At 36.6% G+C, this 15,930-nt stretch carries 14 protein-coding genes, 1 tRNA gene and 3 pseudogenes; 10 read left to right on the forward strand and 8 right to left on the reverse strand.

Annotated elements, in window-relative coordinates; translation table 11 throughout:
* Positions 1 to 7: 7 nt before the first annotated feature.
* On the reverse strand, positions 8 to 208 hold the full coding sequence (locus Bandiella_RS00175) for a hypothetical protein (RefSeq protein WP_323732757.1): 201 nt from the start codon (positions 206 to 208) through the stop codon (positions 8 to 10).
* A 555-nt stretch (positions 209 to 763) separates the two neighbouring features.
* On the opposite strand from Bandiella_RS00175, the pseudogene Bandiella_RS00180 reads away from it, so the two are divergent.
* Positions 764 to 1,249 (forward strand): annotated as a pseudogene (locus Bandiella_RS00180) (IS6 family transposase); the annotation flags it as partial.
* A gap of 62 nt (positions 1,250 to 1,311) precedes the next feature.
* On the opposite strand, the gene Bandiella_RS00185 reads toward Bandiella_RS00180, so the two are convergent.
* From Bandiella_RS00185 to Bandiella_RS00205, 5 genes and pseudogenes are all read right to left on the reverse strand, one after another.
* Positions 1,312 to 1,839, reverse strand: coding sequence for a deoxycytidylate deaminase (locus Bandiella_RS00185; RefSeq protein ID WP_323732920.1), 528 nt, complete (start codon positions 1,837 to 1,839; stop codon positions 1,312 to 1,314).
* Positions 1,840 to 1,854: 15 nt separating this feature from the next.
* Positions 1,855 to 2,631: a PhzF family phenazine biosynthesis protein gene (locus Bandiella_RS00190; protein ID WP_323732921.1), complete on the reverse strand. Its 777-nt coding sequence runs from the start codon at positions 2,629 to 2,631 to the stop codon at positions 1,855 to 1,857.
* Positions 2,632 to 2,817: 186 nt separating this feature from the next.
* Positions 2,818 to 3,528 carry a response regulator gene (locus Bandiella_RS00195; protein ID WP_323732922.1) on the reverse strand — a complete coding sequence of 237 codons (711 nt, stop codon included), beginning with the start codon at positions 3,526 to 3,528 and terminating at the stop codon, positions 2,818 to 2,820.
* A 17-nt stretch (positions 3,529 to 3,545) separates the two neighbouring features.
* Positions 3,546 to 3,620 (reverse strand) — tRNA-Thr (locus Bandiella_RS00200).
* Between the two features lie 156 nt (positions 3,621 to 3,776).
* Positions 3,777 to 4,262: pseudogene (locus tag Bandiella_RS00205) on the reverse strand (IS6 family transposase); the annotation flags it as partial.
* Positions 4,263 to 4,749: 487 nt separating this feature from the next.
* Here Bandiella_RS00205 and polA point away from each other — a divergent pair.
* The 9 genes and pseudogenes from polA (at position 4,750) to ybeY (ending at position 13,876) form a co-directional block, all read left to right on the forward strand.
* Complete coding sequence (gene polA / locus Bandiella_RS00210) at positions 4,750 to 7,299, forward strand: DNA polymerase I (RefSeq protein WP_323732923.1); 2,550 nt, start codon at positions 4,750 to 4,752, stop codon at positions 7,297 to 7,299.
* Between the two features lie 43 nt (positions 7,300 to 7,342).
* Positions 7,343 to 7,831: a methylated-DNA--[protein]-cysteine S-methyltransferase gene (locus Bandiella_RS00215; protein ID WP_323733421.1), complete on the forward strand. Its 489-nt coding sequence runs from the start codon at positions 7,343 to 7,345 to the stop codon at positions 7,829 to 7,831.
* Positions 7,832 to 8,000: 169 nt separating this feature from the next.
* Positions 8,001 to 9,239: an MFS transporter gene (locus tag Bandiella_RS00220; RefSeq protein WP_323732924.1), complete on the forward strand. Its 1,239-nt coding sequence runs from the start codon at positions 8,001 to 8,003 to the stop codon at positions 9,237 to 9,239.
* Complete coding sequence (gene ispF / locus Bandiella_RS00225) at positions 9,236 to 10,387, forward strand: 2-C-methyl-D-erythritol 2,4-cyclodiphosphate synthase (RefSeq protein WP_323732925.1); 1,152 nt, start codon at positions 9,236 to 9,238, stop codon at positions 10,385 to 10,387. Before Bandiella_RS00220 ends, ispF begins: the two co-directional genes overlap by 4 nt.
* Before the next feature lie 9 nt (positions 10,388 to 10,396).
* A complete protein-coding gene (locus Bandiella_RS00230) occupies positions 10,397 to 10,990 on the forward strand; it encodes a phosphatidylglycerophosphatase A family protein (RefSeq protein ID WP_323732926.1) in 594 nt (197 codons plus the stop codon).
* Positions 10,991 to 11,431: 441 nt separating this feature from the next.
* Complete coding sequence (locus tag Bandiella_RS00235; protein ID WP_323732927.1) at positions 11,432 to 12,025, forward strand: BON domain-containing protein; 594 nt, start codon at positions 11,432 to 11,434, stop codon at positions 12,023 to 12,025.
* A gap of 363 nt (positions 12,026 to 12,388) precedes the next feature.
* On the forward strand, positions 12,389 to 12,589 hold the full coding sequence (locus Bandiella_RS00240; protein WP_323732757.1) for a hypothetical protein: 201 nt from the start codon (positions 12,389 to 12,391) through the stop codon (positions 12,587 to 12,589).
* Between the two features lie 18 nt (positions 12,590 to 12,607).
* Positions 12,608 to 13,093 (forward strand): annotated as a pseudogene (locus tag Bandiella_RS00245) (IS6 family transposase); the annotation flags it as partial.
* Between the two features lie 213 nt (positions 13,094 to 13,306).
* Positions 13,307 to 13,876 (forward strand): rRNA maturation RNase YbeY, encoded by a 570-nt coding sequence (gene ybeY, locus Bandiella_RS00250; protein WP_323733422.1) that lies wholly within the window; start codon positions 13,307 to 13,309, stop codon positions 13,874 to 13,876.
* Between the two features lie 33 nt (positions 13,877 to 13,909).
* Here ybeY and metK read toward each other — a convergent pair whose 3' ends face one another.
* Entirely contained in the window at positions 13,910 to 15,043 is a 1,134-nt protein-coding gene (gene metK / locus Bandiella_RS00255) for a methionine adenosyltransferase (RefSeq protein ID WP_323732928.1), read from the reverse strand.
* An 18-nt stretch (positions 15,044 to 15,061) separates the two neighbouring features.
* Positions 15,062 to 15,886: an RNA polymerase factor sigma-32 gene (locus Bandiella_RS00260; RefSeq protein ID WP_323732929.1), complete on the reverse strand. Its 825-nt coding sequence runs from the start codon at positions 15,884 to 15,886 to the stop codon at positions 15,062 to 15,064.
* Between the last annotated feature and the right edge of the window lie 44 nt (positions 15,887 to 15,930).

Here is a 15,930-nt window from a genome sequence, read left to right on the forward strand (position 1 = left end):
CTTTCCTCTACTTCTTCTTGATTATATCTAAAAACCTTTTTCCAAATTTAATACACCATGCTCTTATCGTTTCATGGCTTACTTCTATACCCCTGTATAACAACTCTTCTGCTACGTCTCTATAACTCAAATTAAATCTGTGGTACAACCAAACTGCATGTCCTATTATCACCATTGGATATCTGTATCTGCTCGCTCTTTCTTCCATTGTTTTTCTATTATTTTTTATTTTGCTCCAATTTACTATTTTTTCCCTCTTCTCTCAATACCTTTTGCACCTCAACTTTTTTAACTTGACGGTGCCAACATTAACTACTACGATGTGGTCAGAGCTCTATCTAGTTCCGACGTCTATTATGGAGGCTATAGACAGGCGTTTAGTGCAAGCAACCCATCCAGCCCTTTTAACCTTTACGGGAGCACATCTTATCGAACTGTGGGTTTAAAGGGCACCGTCAAGTTAAAAAAGTTGAGGTGCAAAAGGTATTGAGAGAAGAGGGAAAAAATAGTAAATTGGAGCAAAATAAAAAATAATAGAAAAACAATGGAAGAAAGAGCGAGCAGATACAGATATCCAATGGTGATAATAGGACATGCAGTTTGGTTGTACCACAGATTTAATTTGAGTTATAGAGACGTAGCAGAAGAGTTGTTATAAAGGGGTATAGAAGTAAGCCATGAAACGATAAGAGCATGGTGTATTAAATTTGGAAAAAGGTTTTTAGATATAATCAAGAAGAAGTAGAGGAAAGCAAAGGATAAATGGCATTTGGATGAGATGAGCATTAAAATTAACGGTAAATATTTTATTTTGTGGAGAGCTGTAGATGAAGATGGATATGAGATAGATGTCTTCCTACAGACCAGACGTAATAAAAAGTCTGCGATAAGGTTTTTATCAAGATTATTACAATCAAATCCAGTACCCAGAGTAATCGTGACAGATAAATTAAAAAGCTATACCAAACCTATAAAAGAAATGTGCCCTAAAACAGAGCATAGGCGCCATAAAGGATTAAATAATAGGGTTGAAAATGCACACCAACCAACACGCAGGAAAGAGAAATGCCTAATAAAATTCAAATCTCCTTCTGGGGTACAGCAAACTCTTTCTTTGATGGGAAAAATAAGGAACATATTTTCAGTAGATGTGGGCAGGTATATTAACAGTTCTAGCAAGCAAAAAGAAATGTTTTTTGAAGCTAAATCTATTTGGGATCACGCCGCTCAATCCATAGCTGCTGCATAATTTTCAAAAAGATGCTCTGTCACGCCCTTACCTCCATTAACTTGACGGTGCCCAGGAACTCATTAAGTAGTGTATTTGACGCAGAATTCTTTTGCCTGATAAAGTCCCTTAATTTCGATTAACTTTTTATCATACTCTCTTATTTTTACATTAGCTTCAAGCAGTATTTCCTTTGAAATTTGTATGCTCTCGCGCCAATACTCGTTTTGGTTACTCACCAAATTGCCAGGAAAGTTCGCATCAAAAATAACTTCCTTGATACCAACTTGGATGATGCTTTTTGCACACCTGGAGCAAGGTATCCATGTTGTGTAAAGGGAACAATTCTTTATAGCAGTGCCAACCCTAGCGCAATACAGCAATGCATTCTCCTCAGCGTGGTTGGAGGCCAAATACTTATAATTCTTATCTGCGTATCTATCAGGCTTATCTGTGACTCCTCGTGGTAAACCATTATAACCAGTAGACCTAATTTCTTTGTCTTCATCGACAATAACAGCTCCGACTCTGGTGCTTGGGTCCTTACTTTTCATAGATATCAAATAGGCCATGGTCATAAAATATTCATCCCAAGAATAATGCGTAGCCATAATTAATTCATAAGTTTATTTATCTTTTTTCAAGGTAACAGCTTGGCCGGAAATAATCACTCTATTTTTCAAATTTTCACATCTAATAACTCCCCCTCGATGCGATGCCTGGTACGCAATCATTTTATCTTTCCCCAGTTTTTTAGACCAATACGGTGTTAATCTGCAATGCCCGGAACCACAAACTGGGTCTTCATTTATTGCAACTGAAGGGGCAAAGTACCTAGAGATGAAGTCATATTCTTCATCTTTTGAGGTTATTAACAACGCTCTATAAGGTAAAGAGGCAATCAAATCCAACTTTGGTATGAAGTTTCTTACTTCACTACTGTGTTTAAGCTCCACAAACAAAACATTTTCGGAGAGCCCAACATAAACAACATTGTAGCCTTTAAGTATTGTAGAAATTGTATGATTTAATTCTTGAGGTTCAACAGCCATGCTGGAAGCATTGACGCTTATCCATCCATCTTCTTGAGAAATTTTCAATTCTCTTTGCATGTTGAAAAAAGATATCTCTGCACTTTGTTCTGCCAAATTATTTTCGTATAACACATGGGCAGAGGCAAGCGTGGCATGGATGCAAAAAGGAGCCTCGGAATTTGGGGTAAACCAACGGATATAATAATTGTTCTCAAACAACTTTTTCACAAACGCTGTTTCTGAGAAATTTATTTCCGTTGCAATTTCTTGCATCTTTTCAACTGCTGGGAACTCTTCCACAATGCAGACCCCTGCAGGATTTCCAGAATCAACTTCTCTTGAAAACGCATTTACAAGTTTTAACAGCATACTTTCATATTTGTGTTAAGGATTATTTTTATAATATTTTGAAGGTTAAATGTAAAAGAGCAAAAATTTTTTATGCATAGCTAATGATAAACTTTTTATAAAACCAACATTAAAAAGCCAACTCCCTGAAAATACACAGAGAGCGCAAGCATGATATCATTTCTATACACTCTTATCAACGACAGTTTAATGAGGTAACTCAAGTTTATAACCAACCGACCTGATTGTCTTTATAATTTCTACGGAATCATTTTTATCTGCTCTGACCAAAGCTTTACGTAGCCTTGTTATATGGACGTCTATAGTTCTTTCCTCAACATATGTTTCCATTCCCCATATTTTACTCATTAACATATCGCGCGAAACGACTTTTTCTGAATTTTCTAGCAAAATTTGCAAAATTTGAAATTCGATTGGCGCCAACTTAATCTCCACATTATTTTTGGAGGTTTTATGACGTGCTGTATCCATTTCTATGCCTTTATAAGCTAACAATCCCTCTTTGGTAAGAGGTGCTGCTCGTCTTAATAAAGCCCTGACTCTGGCAATCAACTCTTGAGAAGAAAATGGCTTTGACAAATAATCGTCCGCCCCACTGTCCAAACCTATAACTTTTTCAAAGTCTGATCCTCTAGCTGATATCATAATAACTGGAAGAGCGTTAACTCTCTTGGATTTTCTGATTTCCTTACAAATATCGATACCAGATTTTCCTGGCAACAACCAGTCTAACAATACTAAATCTGGGTTGTTTTTTTCTATAGTTTCAACCGCACACAAACCATCACCCAATACCGCTACATCATAGTCATTATCTATTAGACTGGACTTAATTTGTTGAGCTACCCCCTCTTCGTCCTCTATAACAATGATTTTTGTTTTTAGCTTCTTACTCATTTTTTTCCCTGAACCAATGGTGCCAGATGTCTGATTTGAACAGACGACCTACCGCTTACAAGGCGGTTGCTCTACCACTGAGCTAATCCGGCTATGTCTCCTACTTAAGCACATCACATGTGTAGCATGTTTTTAGGTTTTTGGGAATAAATATTTATTCAAATTGCAATAATTTTAAAATCCTACTCCTTCCAGGGGCACCGTCAAGTTAATGGAGGTAAGGGCGTGACAGAGCATCTTTTTGAAAATTATGCAGCAGCTATGGATTGAGCGGCGTGATCCCAAATAGATTTAGCTTCAAAAAACATTTCTTTTTGCTTGCTAGAACTGTTAATATACCTGCCCACATCTACTGAAAATATGTTCCTTATTTTTCCCATCAAAGAAAGAGTTTGCTGTACCCCAGAAGGAGATTTGAATTTTATTAGGCATTTCTCTTTCCTGCGTGTTGGTTGGTGTGCATTTTCAACCCTATTATTTAATCCTTTATGGCGCCTATGCTCTGTTTTAGGGCACATTTCTTTTATAGGTTTGGTATAGCTTTTTAATTTATCTGTCACGATTACTCTGGGTACTGGATTTGATTGTAATAATCTTGATAAAAACCTTATCGCAGACTTTTTATTACGTCTGGTCTGTAGGAAGACATCTATCTCATATCCATCTTCATCTACAGCTCTCCACAAAATAAAATATTTACCGTTAATTTTAATGCTCATCTCATCCAAATGCCATTTATCCTTTGCTTTCCTCTACTTCTTCTTGATTATATCTAAAAACCTTTTTCCAAATTTAATACACCATGCTCTTATCGTTTCATGGCTTACTTCTATACCCCTTTATAACAACTCTTCTGCTACGTCTCTATAACTCAAATTAAATCTGTGGTACAACCAAACTGCATGTCCTATTATCACCATTGGATATCTGTATCTGCTCGCTCTTTCTTCCATTGTTTTTCTATTATTTTTTATTTTGCTCCAATTTACTATTTTTTCCCTCTTCTCTCAATACCTTTTGCACCTCAACTTTTTTAACTTGACGGTGCCCGCTATATTCATTTTAGCATCTTATCTATCTTATGGCAACACTCCCAAAATTAGATGATAAAAGTCAATGATTTTGAAGCTGAGTATGGTTTTAGAAATCAAATAGCTTGAAAAGATTATTGAAAAAGGAAATAATGATGCCGGCGATGGAGCAAAATTATTGGTGTTGTTTATGTCTTTATGTATTGTGGATGGGTATAACTTTGTTTTTAGAGCGTTTCATTCATTACCACCGTTAAGTACTTCAAACAACATTCCGGTCGGTGCGGTGTATGGCTTTGTAAACATGCTTGCAAAATTAATAGAAAATAACGATTGCCAGATGTTGGCAATCGCGCTTGATAGCGGCAGGAAAACGTTCAGAAATGACTTGTATAAGGAATACAAGGCGCATAGGGAAGAACCAGCTGAGGAGTTGAAAATCCAGTTTCCAATCATCAGAGAGGCAATCGAGGCTTTTGGGGTTAAAGCAATAGAGGCTCCTGGGTTTGAGGCTGATGACATTATTGCCACTTATACCAGGGTTGCTTTGAATAACAAAATGAAGGTGCGGATTATAAGTTCGGATAAAGATTTGGTTCAACTGCTGCAAGACGGAGTTGAGATCTATGATCCACTAAAGAAGAAGTTGATAGACTATGCTGCTGTTGAGGAGAAGTATGGCATTCGCCCTAACCAAATGGTGGATTATTTAGCATTAATTGGGGATTCTTCAGACAACATTCCAGGGGTGAAGAACGTGGGGCCCAAAACTGCAGCCAAGTTGTTGGCTGAATTTGGCGACTTAGAAAACATATATAATAACATAGAGAAAGTTGAGCCAATAAGGGTGAGGGCTCTGCTTGAAGACTCAAAGGAAAATGCGATACTGTCAAAAAAACTTGTTATTTTGGATGATAATGTGGAGCTTCCATTCACGCTTGAGCAGTTGAATTTTGACAAACCTAAGCAAGATGTGCTTGGAGCTTTTTTAAACAAGTATGAATTCAAGTCTCTGTCCACGCAAAGGTCACTGTTTACAAATGCAGATGTTCAGCCGCAAAAGGCAGGTACTGATGTGGTTGTGAAGGGTGTAACTTTGGACGACATAGAAAATTTAAAACCGCAAATAGAGGAATATGGCAATTTTTATTTCCATATTAGGTCTGACAGTTTTTCATTTTACCTTCAAGGAATACTCTATGAGATACATTTATCACCGTTAAAGGAAGATGTTGGTATAGACAAGGTTTTAACAGCGTTTTTAAGTGTTCTGGAAGATGCATCCATCAAGAAGATTTGTTTTGATGTGAAGGGCGTGATGCATGATTGTATAAAGCTGAAAATAAATTTGCAGGTGTTTGATGATTTGTCTTTGTTGTTTTACACATTGAATACGGGTAAGAAAAGACCAAGCCTAGAAGGTTTGCTGGAGTTATATGCTCTTGGTTACAATAAGCACGATGCCTTTTCTGTTTTCAACATATATAACATTTTGCGTGCGCAACTTTTAGATATGCGTCAATTTGAAGTATATGAAATGATAGAAAAGCCACTTTTGTCATTATTGGTGAAAATTGAAGCAAAAGGTGTAAAAGTAGATACAAAAATCCTTGAAAATTTGGAGGAGGAGTTCTCTGAGAAGTTAAAAGTGCTGCAAAATGAGATATACCAAAGTACAGAAGTGGAGTTTAACATCGCTTCCCCAAAGCAAATTGGAGAGGTTTTGTTTGATAAACTAAAACTGGAGGGAGGAAGAAAATCAAAGAAAACTGATGCATACATCACAGATGCCGAAACATTGGATAAAATAGCTGTAGAGACTGGTAATATAGTTTTGCAAAAGATACTTAAATGGCGGCAATATTCAAAGCTTATCAACACATATACAAAAGCTTTAAGACAGGCTGTGGACCATCAAGATGGTAGGGTTCACACCACTTTTTCTATGGTGACGACGTCAACTGGAAGGCTGTCTTCTCATGATCCAAACTTGCAAAACATTCCGATTAAGACAGATGATGGAAATAAAATCAGGAAGGCATTTGTTGCGGAGGAGGGCAACTTAATTGTTTCGGCTGATTATTCACAGATAGAACTCAGAATACTTGCGCATATTGCAGATATTAAAGCTTTGCAAGAGGCTTTTAATCATGATAAAGATGTACACAGCATAACTGCAAGTCAGGTTTTCGGCATCCCGCTTGAGAATGTCGATCAGGATCATAGAAGAAAGGCAAAAGCTATCAACTTTGGTATTATATATGGTCAAAGTTCGTACGGGTTGGCAAATAGCTTGAATATTGATAGGAAGGAAGCCTCCTCCTATATTGAGTCTTATTTTAAACAATATCCAGGAATTAAGGAGTATATGGATAGAACTGTAGCATTTGCAAGAAAGCATGGGTATGTGAAGACTTTGATGGGGAGGAAATGTTATGTTGAGAACATCAACAGCAATAACTACAATCTGAAAAATTTTGCTGAAAGGGCCGCAATTAATGCTCCAATCCAGGGTACTGCGTCAGAGATAATCAAAAAAGCTATGGTATCTTTAAACTCTGATCTGCAAAAATTTTTGATTTTACAGATTCATGATGAACTGTTGTTTGAGGTCCCAGAACAATTAGTTGAAAAAAGTTGCGTGGAGATTGAGAAAGCAATGAAAGATGTGGTTAACTTATCTGTGCCAATCAAGCTTGATGTTTCTTATGGGAGGTCTTGGTATGACACGAAACCATAGTTCTGTTTTTTACGTAGATTCATTGCAAACGCCAATTAGAGATATGTTTGCTGTTGCCAACAAGGAGAGTTTATATCTTTTGGATTTTGTTGATAGGCTGGGATTGAAGCATAGAATGGAAATGATATGTGCTGATGTGCAGGTTGTTTCTGGTGGTAATCCTGTTACGGCTTACATTAGAAAAGAAATGAAAGATTATTTTCAAGGCCACCTAAGGAAATTTCAAGCTCCTTTATATATGCACGGTACTGAATTCCAAAAGATGGTGTGGTCAGAACTTATGAAAGTTCCTTATGGTGATACAAGAAGCTATCTTGAACAAGCAAGAGCAATTTCAAAGCCAACTTCATTTAGAGCTGTTGCAAACGCAAATGCAGCGAATAATATCTGTATTATCATTCCGTGTCATCGCATTATTAACAGTAATGGTGAGCTTGGTGGATATGGCGGTGGTGTTGTTCGGAAACAATGGCTTCTTGACCATGAAAAAGCTGCTTCAGAACCACATACATGCATACTTCCCGTAAAATAAGAGTTGGAAAATTTATAGACGACAGATAACTTTTTGAAGCTAGCGGAGTATAATAGCCGCATGACGGGTTTAGGTTGACAAAGGTATTAGCATACTATAAAAAAGCCGTTATTAAGTTTGTGCTATGCAAAAAACGGAGTCAAGTATGTTAGTCTTTAACAGGCATTTGTTGCAAAAGCTTGGTACAGCGCTTATGCTTGGCATGGGCAGTGGTATTGTCTATGCGTTTTTAGTTAGCACTACGTGTGCTTATCTGAAAGAGTCTGGTTTGTCTTTGGCAGTGATCGGATTTTTTTCTGTAAGTACAATGCCATTCTCACTGAAATATTTTTGGTCCCCATTTGTCGACCACTATAAATTGAAAATATTCCCCGACAACTTTGGGCAAAGAAAAAGTTGTATAATCCTCATGCAAATGTTTTTATTTGTTGCGATATTTGGATTTGGATTTATTGATCTGGTAGAGCATCAAGCTTGGGCATTATTACTGTTGGTTATAATTGGATTTTTGGGAGCAACTTCCGATATTGCATTAGAAGCTTATAGAATTGAATTGTTTTCCAAAGAGGAATCCGGGATTGGTAATGGATTTGTGATATATGGTTTTAGAATTGGTTTCATAGTCTCTGGTATATTTGGATTGTGGTTGTCGACCATATTGCCATGGAGAAATGTTTTCATGATATTGGCTTTGTTTATTTTACCCTGCACAACTGTGATTGCTTTGTCACCTGATAAAAAAGTATTAAGGGATAAACCTAAAAGAACAACGTACGGGAAATGGTTGAAATCCTATTTCTTAGAGCCGATTGTAAGTTTGATACAAATGCCAAAGTTTATTTGGATTATGGTGGTCATAGCATTCTTTAAGGTTGGTGATGCTTACTTAGATACCATGTCATTACCATTTTTGATGGAGATAGGGTTTTCAAAAAGTGAAATTGCAGGAGTGGCAAAAACTTGTTCAACAGTGGGAGCGGTGTTTGGTACTTTTATTGGTAGCGTATTAATATCTAAGTTCCATTTTAAAGTAATGTTATTAGCTGCCGAGATTCTTGCGGCTATCACAAATCTTCAGTTTTTAATTCTTCTCAAAGTGCAAAAGAACTTGTTGATACTGGGAGCTATCAATTTTGTTGAGAGTTTTTGTTATGGGATTAGTAATATTGCATTAATTACGTATATGAGTTCATTTTGTAGTAAAAAATTTACAGCGACACATTTTGCAATCTTGCTTTCTATCTCGGCTCTTAGTAAGGCGTTATTGTCTCCAACTTCTGGGGTTGTAGCACAAAACTTTGGGTGGCAGAATTTTTTTGTTATCTCCTCATTATTCTCTATTCCATCGCTTTTATGCATTTATCTGATATATTGGCGGAATAATAAAACGAATTTACCATATAAATGAATAACGTAGTGCTTATTATGGCTGCTGGCAACTCAGTAAGATTTGCTGCAGATTTACCCAAACAATATAACAAAGTCAATGGAAAAACCTTATTAAGATGGGCTATAGAGGCATTTTTACAAAACAAGTTGATAGATAAAATTGTTGTGGTGATTAACGAAGAACACCTGCATTTTTATGAAAATTCTACAGAAGATATTGGTAACATGTTGGAATACACATTGGGTGGTGATACCAGAAAAAAATCTGTGGCTTCGGGGCTGCAGTATTTGCAAAAATTTAACCCCGTGAATGTTTTGATTCATGATGCTGCAAGGCCGCTTGTCTCACAGAAATTAATCAACAGGGTGGTAGAAGGGCTTGATATTTGTGAGGCTGTTGACGTTGGTTTGCAAGCAGTGGATACCATAAAATATGAAAAGCCTGATGGAATTGAGGTTCTTGAGAGAGAGAAAGTTTATGCTACTCAAACCCCCCAAGGGTTTAAGTTTGAAACAATTTCAACATTACATCAAAACATTCAAGGGGATTATACAGATGACATCAGTATATGCTTGGAAAATCAGATCAATATAAAAAGAATTGAAGGAGAAAGAAGTAACATAAAAATCACCAACTGGAGCGATTTTGAGTATTTTAAGTTTATTAAGAAAGAAAACAAAGTTTATAGAACAGGCTTGGGGACAGATGTGCATCGATTTTCTGAATTTTTGGAATCCGACGTGATGATAAAGATTTGTGGCATAGAGGTTGCGCATAATCAGTTGATAATCGCCCATTCTGACGGTGACGTTGGGTTTCATGCCATTACAGAAGCTCTTTTAGGGGCAATGGCGTTGGGAAATATTGGGCAAATATTCCCAGACAATGACGGTAGATATAAAAATATGGACTCAGCTCATTTTTTAATCTACGCTCGGAATGAGTTGCGCAAGCTATGTTGTGAAATAGTGAATATAGACCTAACAATAATATGTGAAAAACCAAGGATTATGCCTCATAGCCAAAGAATGCGTAAAAATATAGCTGATGTTTTGGAAATTGAAATATATCAGGTAAGTGTCAAAGCGACTACAACTGAAAAAATGGGGTTTTTAGGGAATCAAAACGGAATAGCTGCTCAAGCAATATGTACAGTAATTTCATAGGAGGCGTGGATGGCAAAAAAGAAATTTAATTTTAACAATTTAGTCAACACTAAAGCGGAGCGTTTCACACTTCCGTTCGCCTGGTATTCCATCATATCAACATGGTTTTTTGTTGGTAAGTTGCCATTTGCTCCCGGTACTTTTGGTTCTATCGCTGCGTATCCACTGTATTATTATATACTGATGCATTCTTACTCAAGTACTGATGCAAAGCTACATATACTGTTGGCGATAATAACTCTTTTTATCATTGTTTTTTTTGCGATTGACAAGTTTCAGAGAGAAACTGGCACTTATGACCATAGCTACGTTGTGATTGATGAAGTAATTGGGCAACTACTTACACTATACATATCGTTTGACTGGGCATTTAGTATTGCTTATGCTCTGCAATTGAAAGTTCCATCTTATGCTCTTAGTTTTGTGATCGCATTTCTTCCTTTTAGATATTTTGACATAAGCAAGCCACTGCTTATTGGTTATGTTAATAAAAATTATAAAGGGGCATTTGGGGTGATATTTGATGATATTTTGGCGGCAGTTTGCGCTTCAGGAGTCTTATATGTAGCAAGCTTTATCTTTTCATATTTATCTAGGCTCTGATAACTTTAAAAATTTTAATTATCTTCATTTCTTAACATAATCTTAACATTTCTTGTGTATAATAAAGGCTTGGAGAGATTAATTACAGTTAAGGAAGAAGAAAACACCAAACAAACGGTATCGCTTATAAACCGCTTCACAGCGGTTTATAAGTTGGTATATATACCTCTGGTAAATCAAGGGTTGCAAATTTATAGACGACAGAGAACTTGGAAAAGAGCGAGGAATACGAGTGATGAGCATGAGGAGCGTACAAAAGTACGTGACGAAATGCGAAGTCCGAAGTATTTTGACGCCAATTTTTCAAGTTATCGGAGTATATTTCATCTGTACGTTTTGCCAACTTTCAGTTTGACTTGAGGTGCATATATTTTTACCACTTGAAATTTGCGCAAAAATGTTAATAATGAGTGGGGTATAGCAATGATGCGGGTCTTTAGTTTGAATAAAATTTTACTTCATTTTCTTTTGTTTTTTTTGAGTTTTAATCTTAGTGGGTGTGTTGTTTTGGGAGTTGGGACTGCGGCTACAACTGGGGCAATTGTGGCTGACGAAAGAAGTGTTGGCAATATATTGGATGACAAAGTTATTACAACCAAAGTGCAGTATGAGTTATCTAAAAGTAGCAAAAATAATTCACTAAGAGGTGTATCTGCCAATACTTATGAAGGAAGGGTTCTTTTAACTGGTTTTGTGACCGATATCGAATATAAAGATCAAGCTGAGAAATCAGCTTGGTTGATAAGTGGTGTTAAAGAAGTTATTAACGAAGTTAATATAAGTAGTAAAAATAAATCAAACACTGCTCAAGACCTCTGGATGACCACAAAAATAAAAACTAAGTTCCTGGTTACAAAAGAAATACATTCTGTTAATTACAAAGTTGTAGTCTATGACAGCGTGGCATATCTTTTGGGTATTGCAAGTACCCAGGAAGAACTAGATATTGCTTTACATACAGCAAGCGAAGTAGATGGGGTTTCTAAAGTAAAAAACTACATTTTGGTTAAAAACGATATCAGAAGAGCCGATTAGTCAAATTTTTATACCTTTTTAAAACTATGCGGTTATATTCACATGCATGAGATAGGAGATTTGCTTTAGGTATTTTTATTATTGCCCCACTCTAGCATCAATGACAAAATCCATGTGTTGGGATTGGTCCCAGTTTTTTTGAGTGTTGGAATACTGATTTATTTTAACACGGCACCGTCAAGTTAAAAAAGTTGAGGTGCAAAAGGTATTGAGAGAAGAGGGAAAAAATAGTAAATTGGAGCAAAATAAAAAATAATAGAAAAACAAGGCACCGTCAAGTTAAAAAAGTTGAGGTGCAAAAGGTATTGAGAGAAGAGGGAAAAAATAGTAAATTGGAGCAAAATAAAAAATAATAGAAAAACAATGGAAGAAAGAGCGAGCAGATACAGATATCCAATGGTGATAATAGGACATGCAGTTTGGTTGTACCACAGATTTAATTTGAGTTATAGAGACGTAGCAGAAGAGTTGTTATACAGGGGTATAGAAGTAAGCCATGAAACGATAAGAGCATGGTGTATTAAATTTGGAAAAAGGTTTTTAGATATAATCAAGAAGAAGTAGAGGAAAGCAAAGGATAAATGGCATTTGGATGAGATGAGCATTAAAATTAACGGTAAATATTTTATTTTGTGGAGAGCTGTAGATGAAGATGGATATGAGATAGATGTCTTCCTACAGACCAGACGTAATAAAAAGTCTGCGATAAGGTTTTTATCAAGATTATTACAATCAAATCCAGTACCCAGAGTAATCGTGACAGATAAATTAAAAAGCTATACCAAACCTATAAAAGAAATGTGCCCTAAAACAGAGCATAGGCGCCATAAAGGATTAAATAATAGGGTTGAAAATGCACACCAACCAACACGCAGGAAAGAGAAATGCCTAATAAAATTCAAATCTCCTTCTGGGGTACAGCAAACTCTTTCTTTGATGGGAAAAATAAGGAACATATTTTCAGTAGATGTGGGCAGGTATATTAACAGTTCTAGCAAGCAAAAAGAAATGTTTTTTGAAGCTAAATCTATTTGGGATCACGCCGCTCAATCCATAGCTGCTGCATAATTTTCAAAAAGATGCTCTGTCACGCCCTTACCTCCATTAACTTGACGGTGCCAGCTAGGAATATGAGTTAGGGTACATAAAGATACGCAACTATATGGGATAGCACAACATAAGTTCTGCATTATCCAAGTATATTTTGCCCCCAGCACTAGGATTTGTATTGAAGTAATAAATAAATCTGCTACCATTGGGGGGTATAAATTTTTTGTGAGTATGATAGAATCAGAGTCAGAACCCATGTTAGATGAGTGTCCCAAGCTTATAGGGGTGGATATTTCGGTGGGATCTTCAATGTGGGCATCACTAGACTTTGATGTTCACGAGCACTGCCATAAAGTGGTGGGAGCTGCTGTGTCTTATGTCTTAAATGATCATAATCAAAAATCTTTTATTGAAGTTTCGTTGTTGTTAGCAAACGATGAACATTTACATGATCTAAATAAGCAGTATAGGAACAAAGACGAAACAACCAATGTTTTATCGTTCCCGTTTACCGATGCTTCTACTGATGAGTTAGCCCATATGGCTGAATCTGGCAAACAACTTTTTTTGGGTGACGTTGCAATTAGCTACGAAAGGGTCGCGCAAGAAAGTTTACAGCAGGAAAAACCGTTTATTGAATATTTCACTTATATTTTGCTGCATGGGGTTTTGCACTTATTAGGCTACGATCATGTTAAGGAAGATGAGGCTAAGCTTATGGAAAAAACAGAAACAAAGATTATGAAGTCTTTGGGGTTCAATAATCACATAGTAGGAATAACTGAAAATTTATGGTTTTAAAAAGCTTATAACAGCTTTTGTATATACTGATTTCTAAATATTGAGTTGAATTATTTTTTCCCAATTAAATTCCACATCTCTGCGCCCAAAATGCCCATATGCTGCTGTGTCCTGATATCTAATATTCTTAAGGTCCAAAGTATCTATGATTCCCTTTGGAGTTAAGGAGAAGTTGTCTCTGATGAGCTTTACTAAATCATTGTCTTTATACTTACTGGTGCCGAAAGTATTAACGTAAATCGAAAGTGGTTCAGAGATGCCAATCGCATATGACAACTGCAACTCACACTTTTTCGCCAAGCCTGCAGCAACGATGTTTTTTGCAACATACCGTGCCATATAACTTGCCGACCTATCAACTTTACTTGGGTCCTTTCCAGAAAAAGCACCTCCTCCATGACGCGCGTACCCGCCATAACTATCAACAATAATTTTCCTTCCAGTCAAGCCACAATCAGCATGCGGCCCACCTAAAACAAAACTGCCGCTTGGGTTGATTATATAACATGTTTCTTCATCAATGTATCGCTGAGGTATTACTTCTTTAATTATCTCGTTGATCACTCTGTGGTGTATCTCCCTTTGAGAAACATGTTTATTATGTTGAGTTGAGATGACTATCTTATCTACTCTGGAGACATTCCCTTCATCGTCGTATTCTACTGTGACTTGGCTTTTTGCATCTGGGCTCAGCCAATCTATTTCCAAAGATTTACGTTTCTTTGCCAATTCAACCAACAAGCTGTTTGCAAAATATATTGCAGCTGGCATGTATGTTTCTGTTTCATCACAGGCATAACCAAACATTATTCCTTGATCTCCAGCCCCCTTACATTCTTCTGGACTGCCAAAAACACTGTTATATATTTCATCAGATTGTTTGGAAATTAAATTGATTACACTAACGTTGCTTGCGTTTAAGCCCATTGAGTCGCTATTGTATCCTATACCCTCAATAACGTCCTTCACTATTTTTTCTAAATCAACCCATGCTTTTGTCCGGACCTCTCCAGCAACGATGACCAACGAATTTTTCACCATTGTCTCGCAGGCAACAGCAGAGTTTTTATCTTGCTCTAATATTTTATCCAATACTGCATCAGAAATTTGATCTGCAATTTTGTCCGGATGCCCCTCTGATACCGATTCTGAAGTGAATAAATACATTTGCCCCCCTACTGTAATTCAAATACTTGTTATAAAATCTTTTATTTTCTTCAGAGCAATTTCTTCAATTTGCCTAATTCTTTCGCTGGAAACGCCATACTTTTTACTCAAAACATCAAGAGTTATAGGGGTTTCTGACAATTTTCTCTGCTTAATTATATCTTGCTCCCTTTCATCCAGCATTTTTATCGCATCTTTTAGGATATTGGTTCGCATTTTCTTTTCCTCATTATCTGCGAACATCTCCTCCTGATTTTGTGCGTTATCTGAAATTGTATCTATCACTTCATGCTCGTGTTCATCGCCCAATGTCTCATTCAAAGATGTTACATAGTAGCTATTTTCCAAAATGCTATCCTCTGCCTTGGTTTGCGCCTCTGTTTCTTGTCTATAATCTAATTGGCCAATTTTCCTTTTGATGGCAGCTGTATTAGAAAATAACTTCTTTTGTAAAATGCCAGAACTTATTTTTAACATAGACCAAGACTTTATTATATAATCTTGGATACATGCTTTTATCCACCATATAGCATATGTTGAAAGCCTATTTCCCTTTTCTGGTTTGAACTTTTTTACCGCTTTCATCAGCCCTATGTTCCCTTCGGATATGATGTCCATAATTGGGAGACCATAACTGCGAAATTTAAGCGATATTTTAACCACAAGTCTCAGATGTGACATCACCAATTGGTGCGCTGCCTCAATATCTGACTTTTCCAACCACCGCTTTACAAGCGTGGACTCTTCTTCCTGGGAAAGCATAGGAAACTGCTTTATCTGCTGCATATACGCTGCTAAGCCAGGCTCAATAAAAGCTGAAGTAAGAGAGGTATTATAAGTCATGATCTTACAAATTGGTTTAGAACTAATGTAGGTTGAATAATAAA

The sequence above is a fragment of the Candidatus Bandiella woodruffii genome (assembly GCF_034359465.1).
In the GTDB taxonomy this organism is placed as follows: domain Bacteria; phylum Pseudomonadota; class Alphaproteobacteria; order Rickettsiales; family Midichloriaceae; genus NDG2.

Bases quoted from the DNA above. Each gene is read 5' to 3' on its own strand.
- Bandiella_RS00260 (WP_323732929.1), bottom strand. From the start codon at position 15,886: ATGACTTATAATACCTCTCTTACTTCAGCTTTTATTGAGCCTGGCTTA.
- Bandiella_RS00190 (WP_323732921.1), bottom strand. From the start codon at position 2,631: ATGCTGTTAAAACTTGTAAATGCGTTTTCAAGAGAAGTTGATTCTGGA.
- Bandiella_RS00215 (WP_323733421.1), top strand. From the start codon at position 7,343: ATGTTTGCTGTTGCCAACAAGGAGAGTTTATATCTTTTGGATTTTGTT.
- Bandiella_RS00240 (WP_323732757.1), top strand. From the start codon at position 12,389: ATGGAAGAAAGAGCGAGCAGATACAGATATCCAATGGTGATAATAGGA.
- Bandiella_RS00230 (WP_323732926.1), top strand. From the start codon at position 10,397: ATGGCAAAAAAGAAATTTAATTTTAACAATTTAGTCAACACTAAAGCG.
- ispF (WP_323732925.1), top strand. From the start codon at position 9,236: ATGAATAACGTAGTGCTTATTATGGCTGCTGGCAACTCAGTAAGATTT.
- polA (WP_323732923.1), top strand. From the start codon at position 4,750: ATGTCTTTATGTATTGTGGATGGGTATAACTTTGTTTTTAGAGCGTTT.
- metK (WP_323732928.1), bottom strand. From the start codon at position 15,043: ATGTATTTATTCACTTCAGAATCGGTATCAGAGGGGCATCCGGACAAA.
- ybeY (WP_323733422.1), top strand. From the start codon at position 13,307: ATGATAGAATCAGAGTCAGAACCCATGTTAGATGAGTGTCCCAAGCTT.
- Bandiella_RS00195 (WP_323732922.1), bottom strand. From the start codon at position 3,528: ATGAGTAAGAAGCTAAAAACAAAAATCATTGTTATAGAGGACGAAGAG.
- Bandiella_RS00185 (WP_323732920.1), bottom strand. From the start codon at position 1,839: ATGGCTACGCATTATTCTTGGGATGAATATTTTATGACCATGGCCTAT.
- Bandiella_RS00175 (WP_323732757.1), bottom strand. From the start codon at position 208: ATGGAAGAAAGAGCGAGCAGATACAGATATCCAATGGTGATAATAGGA.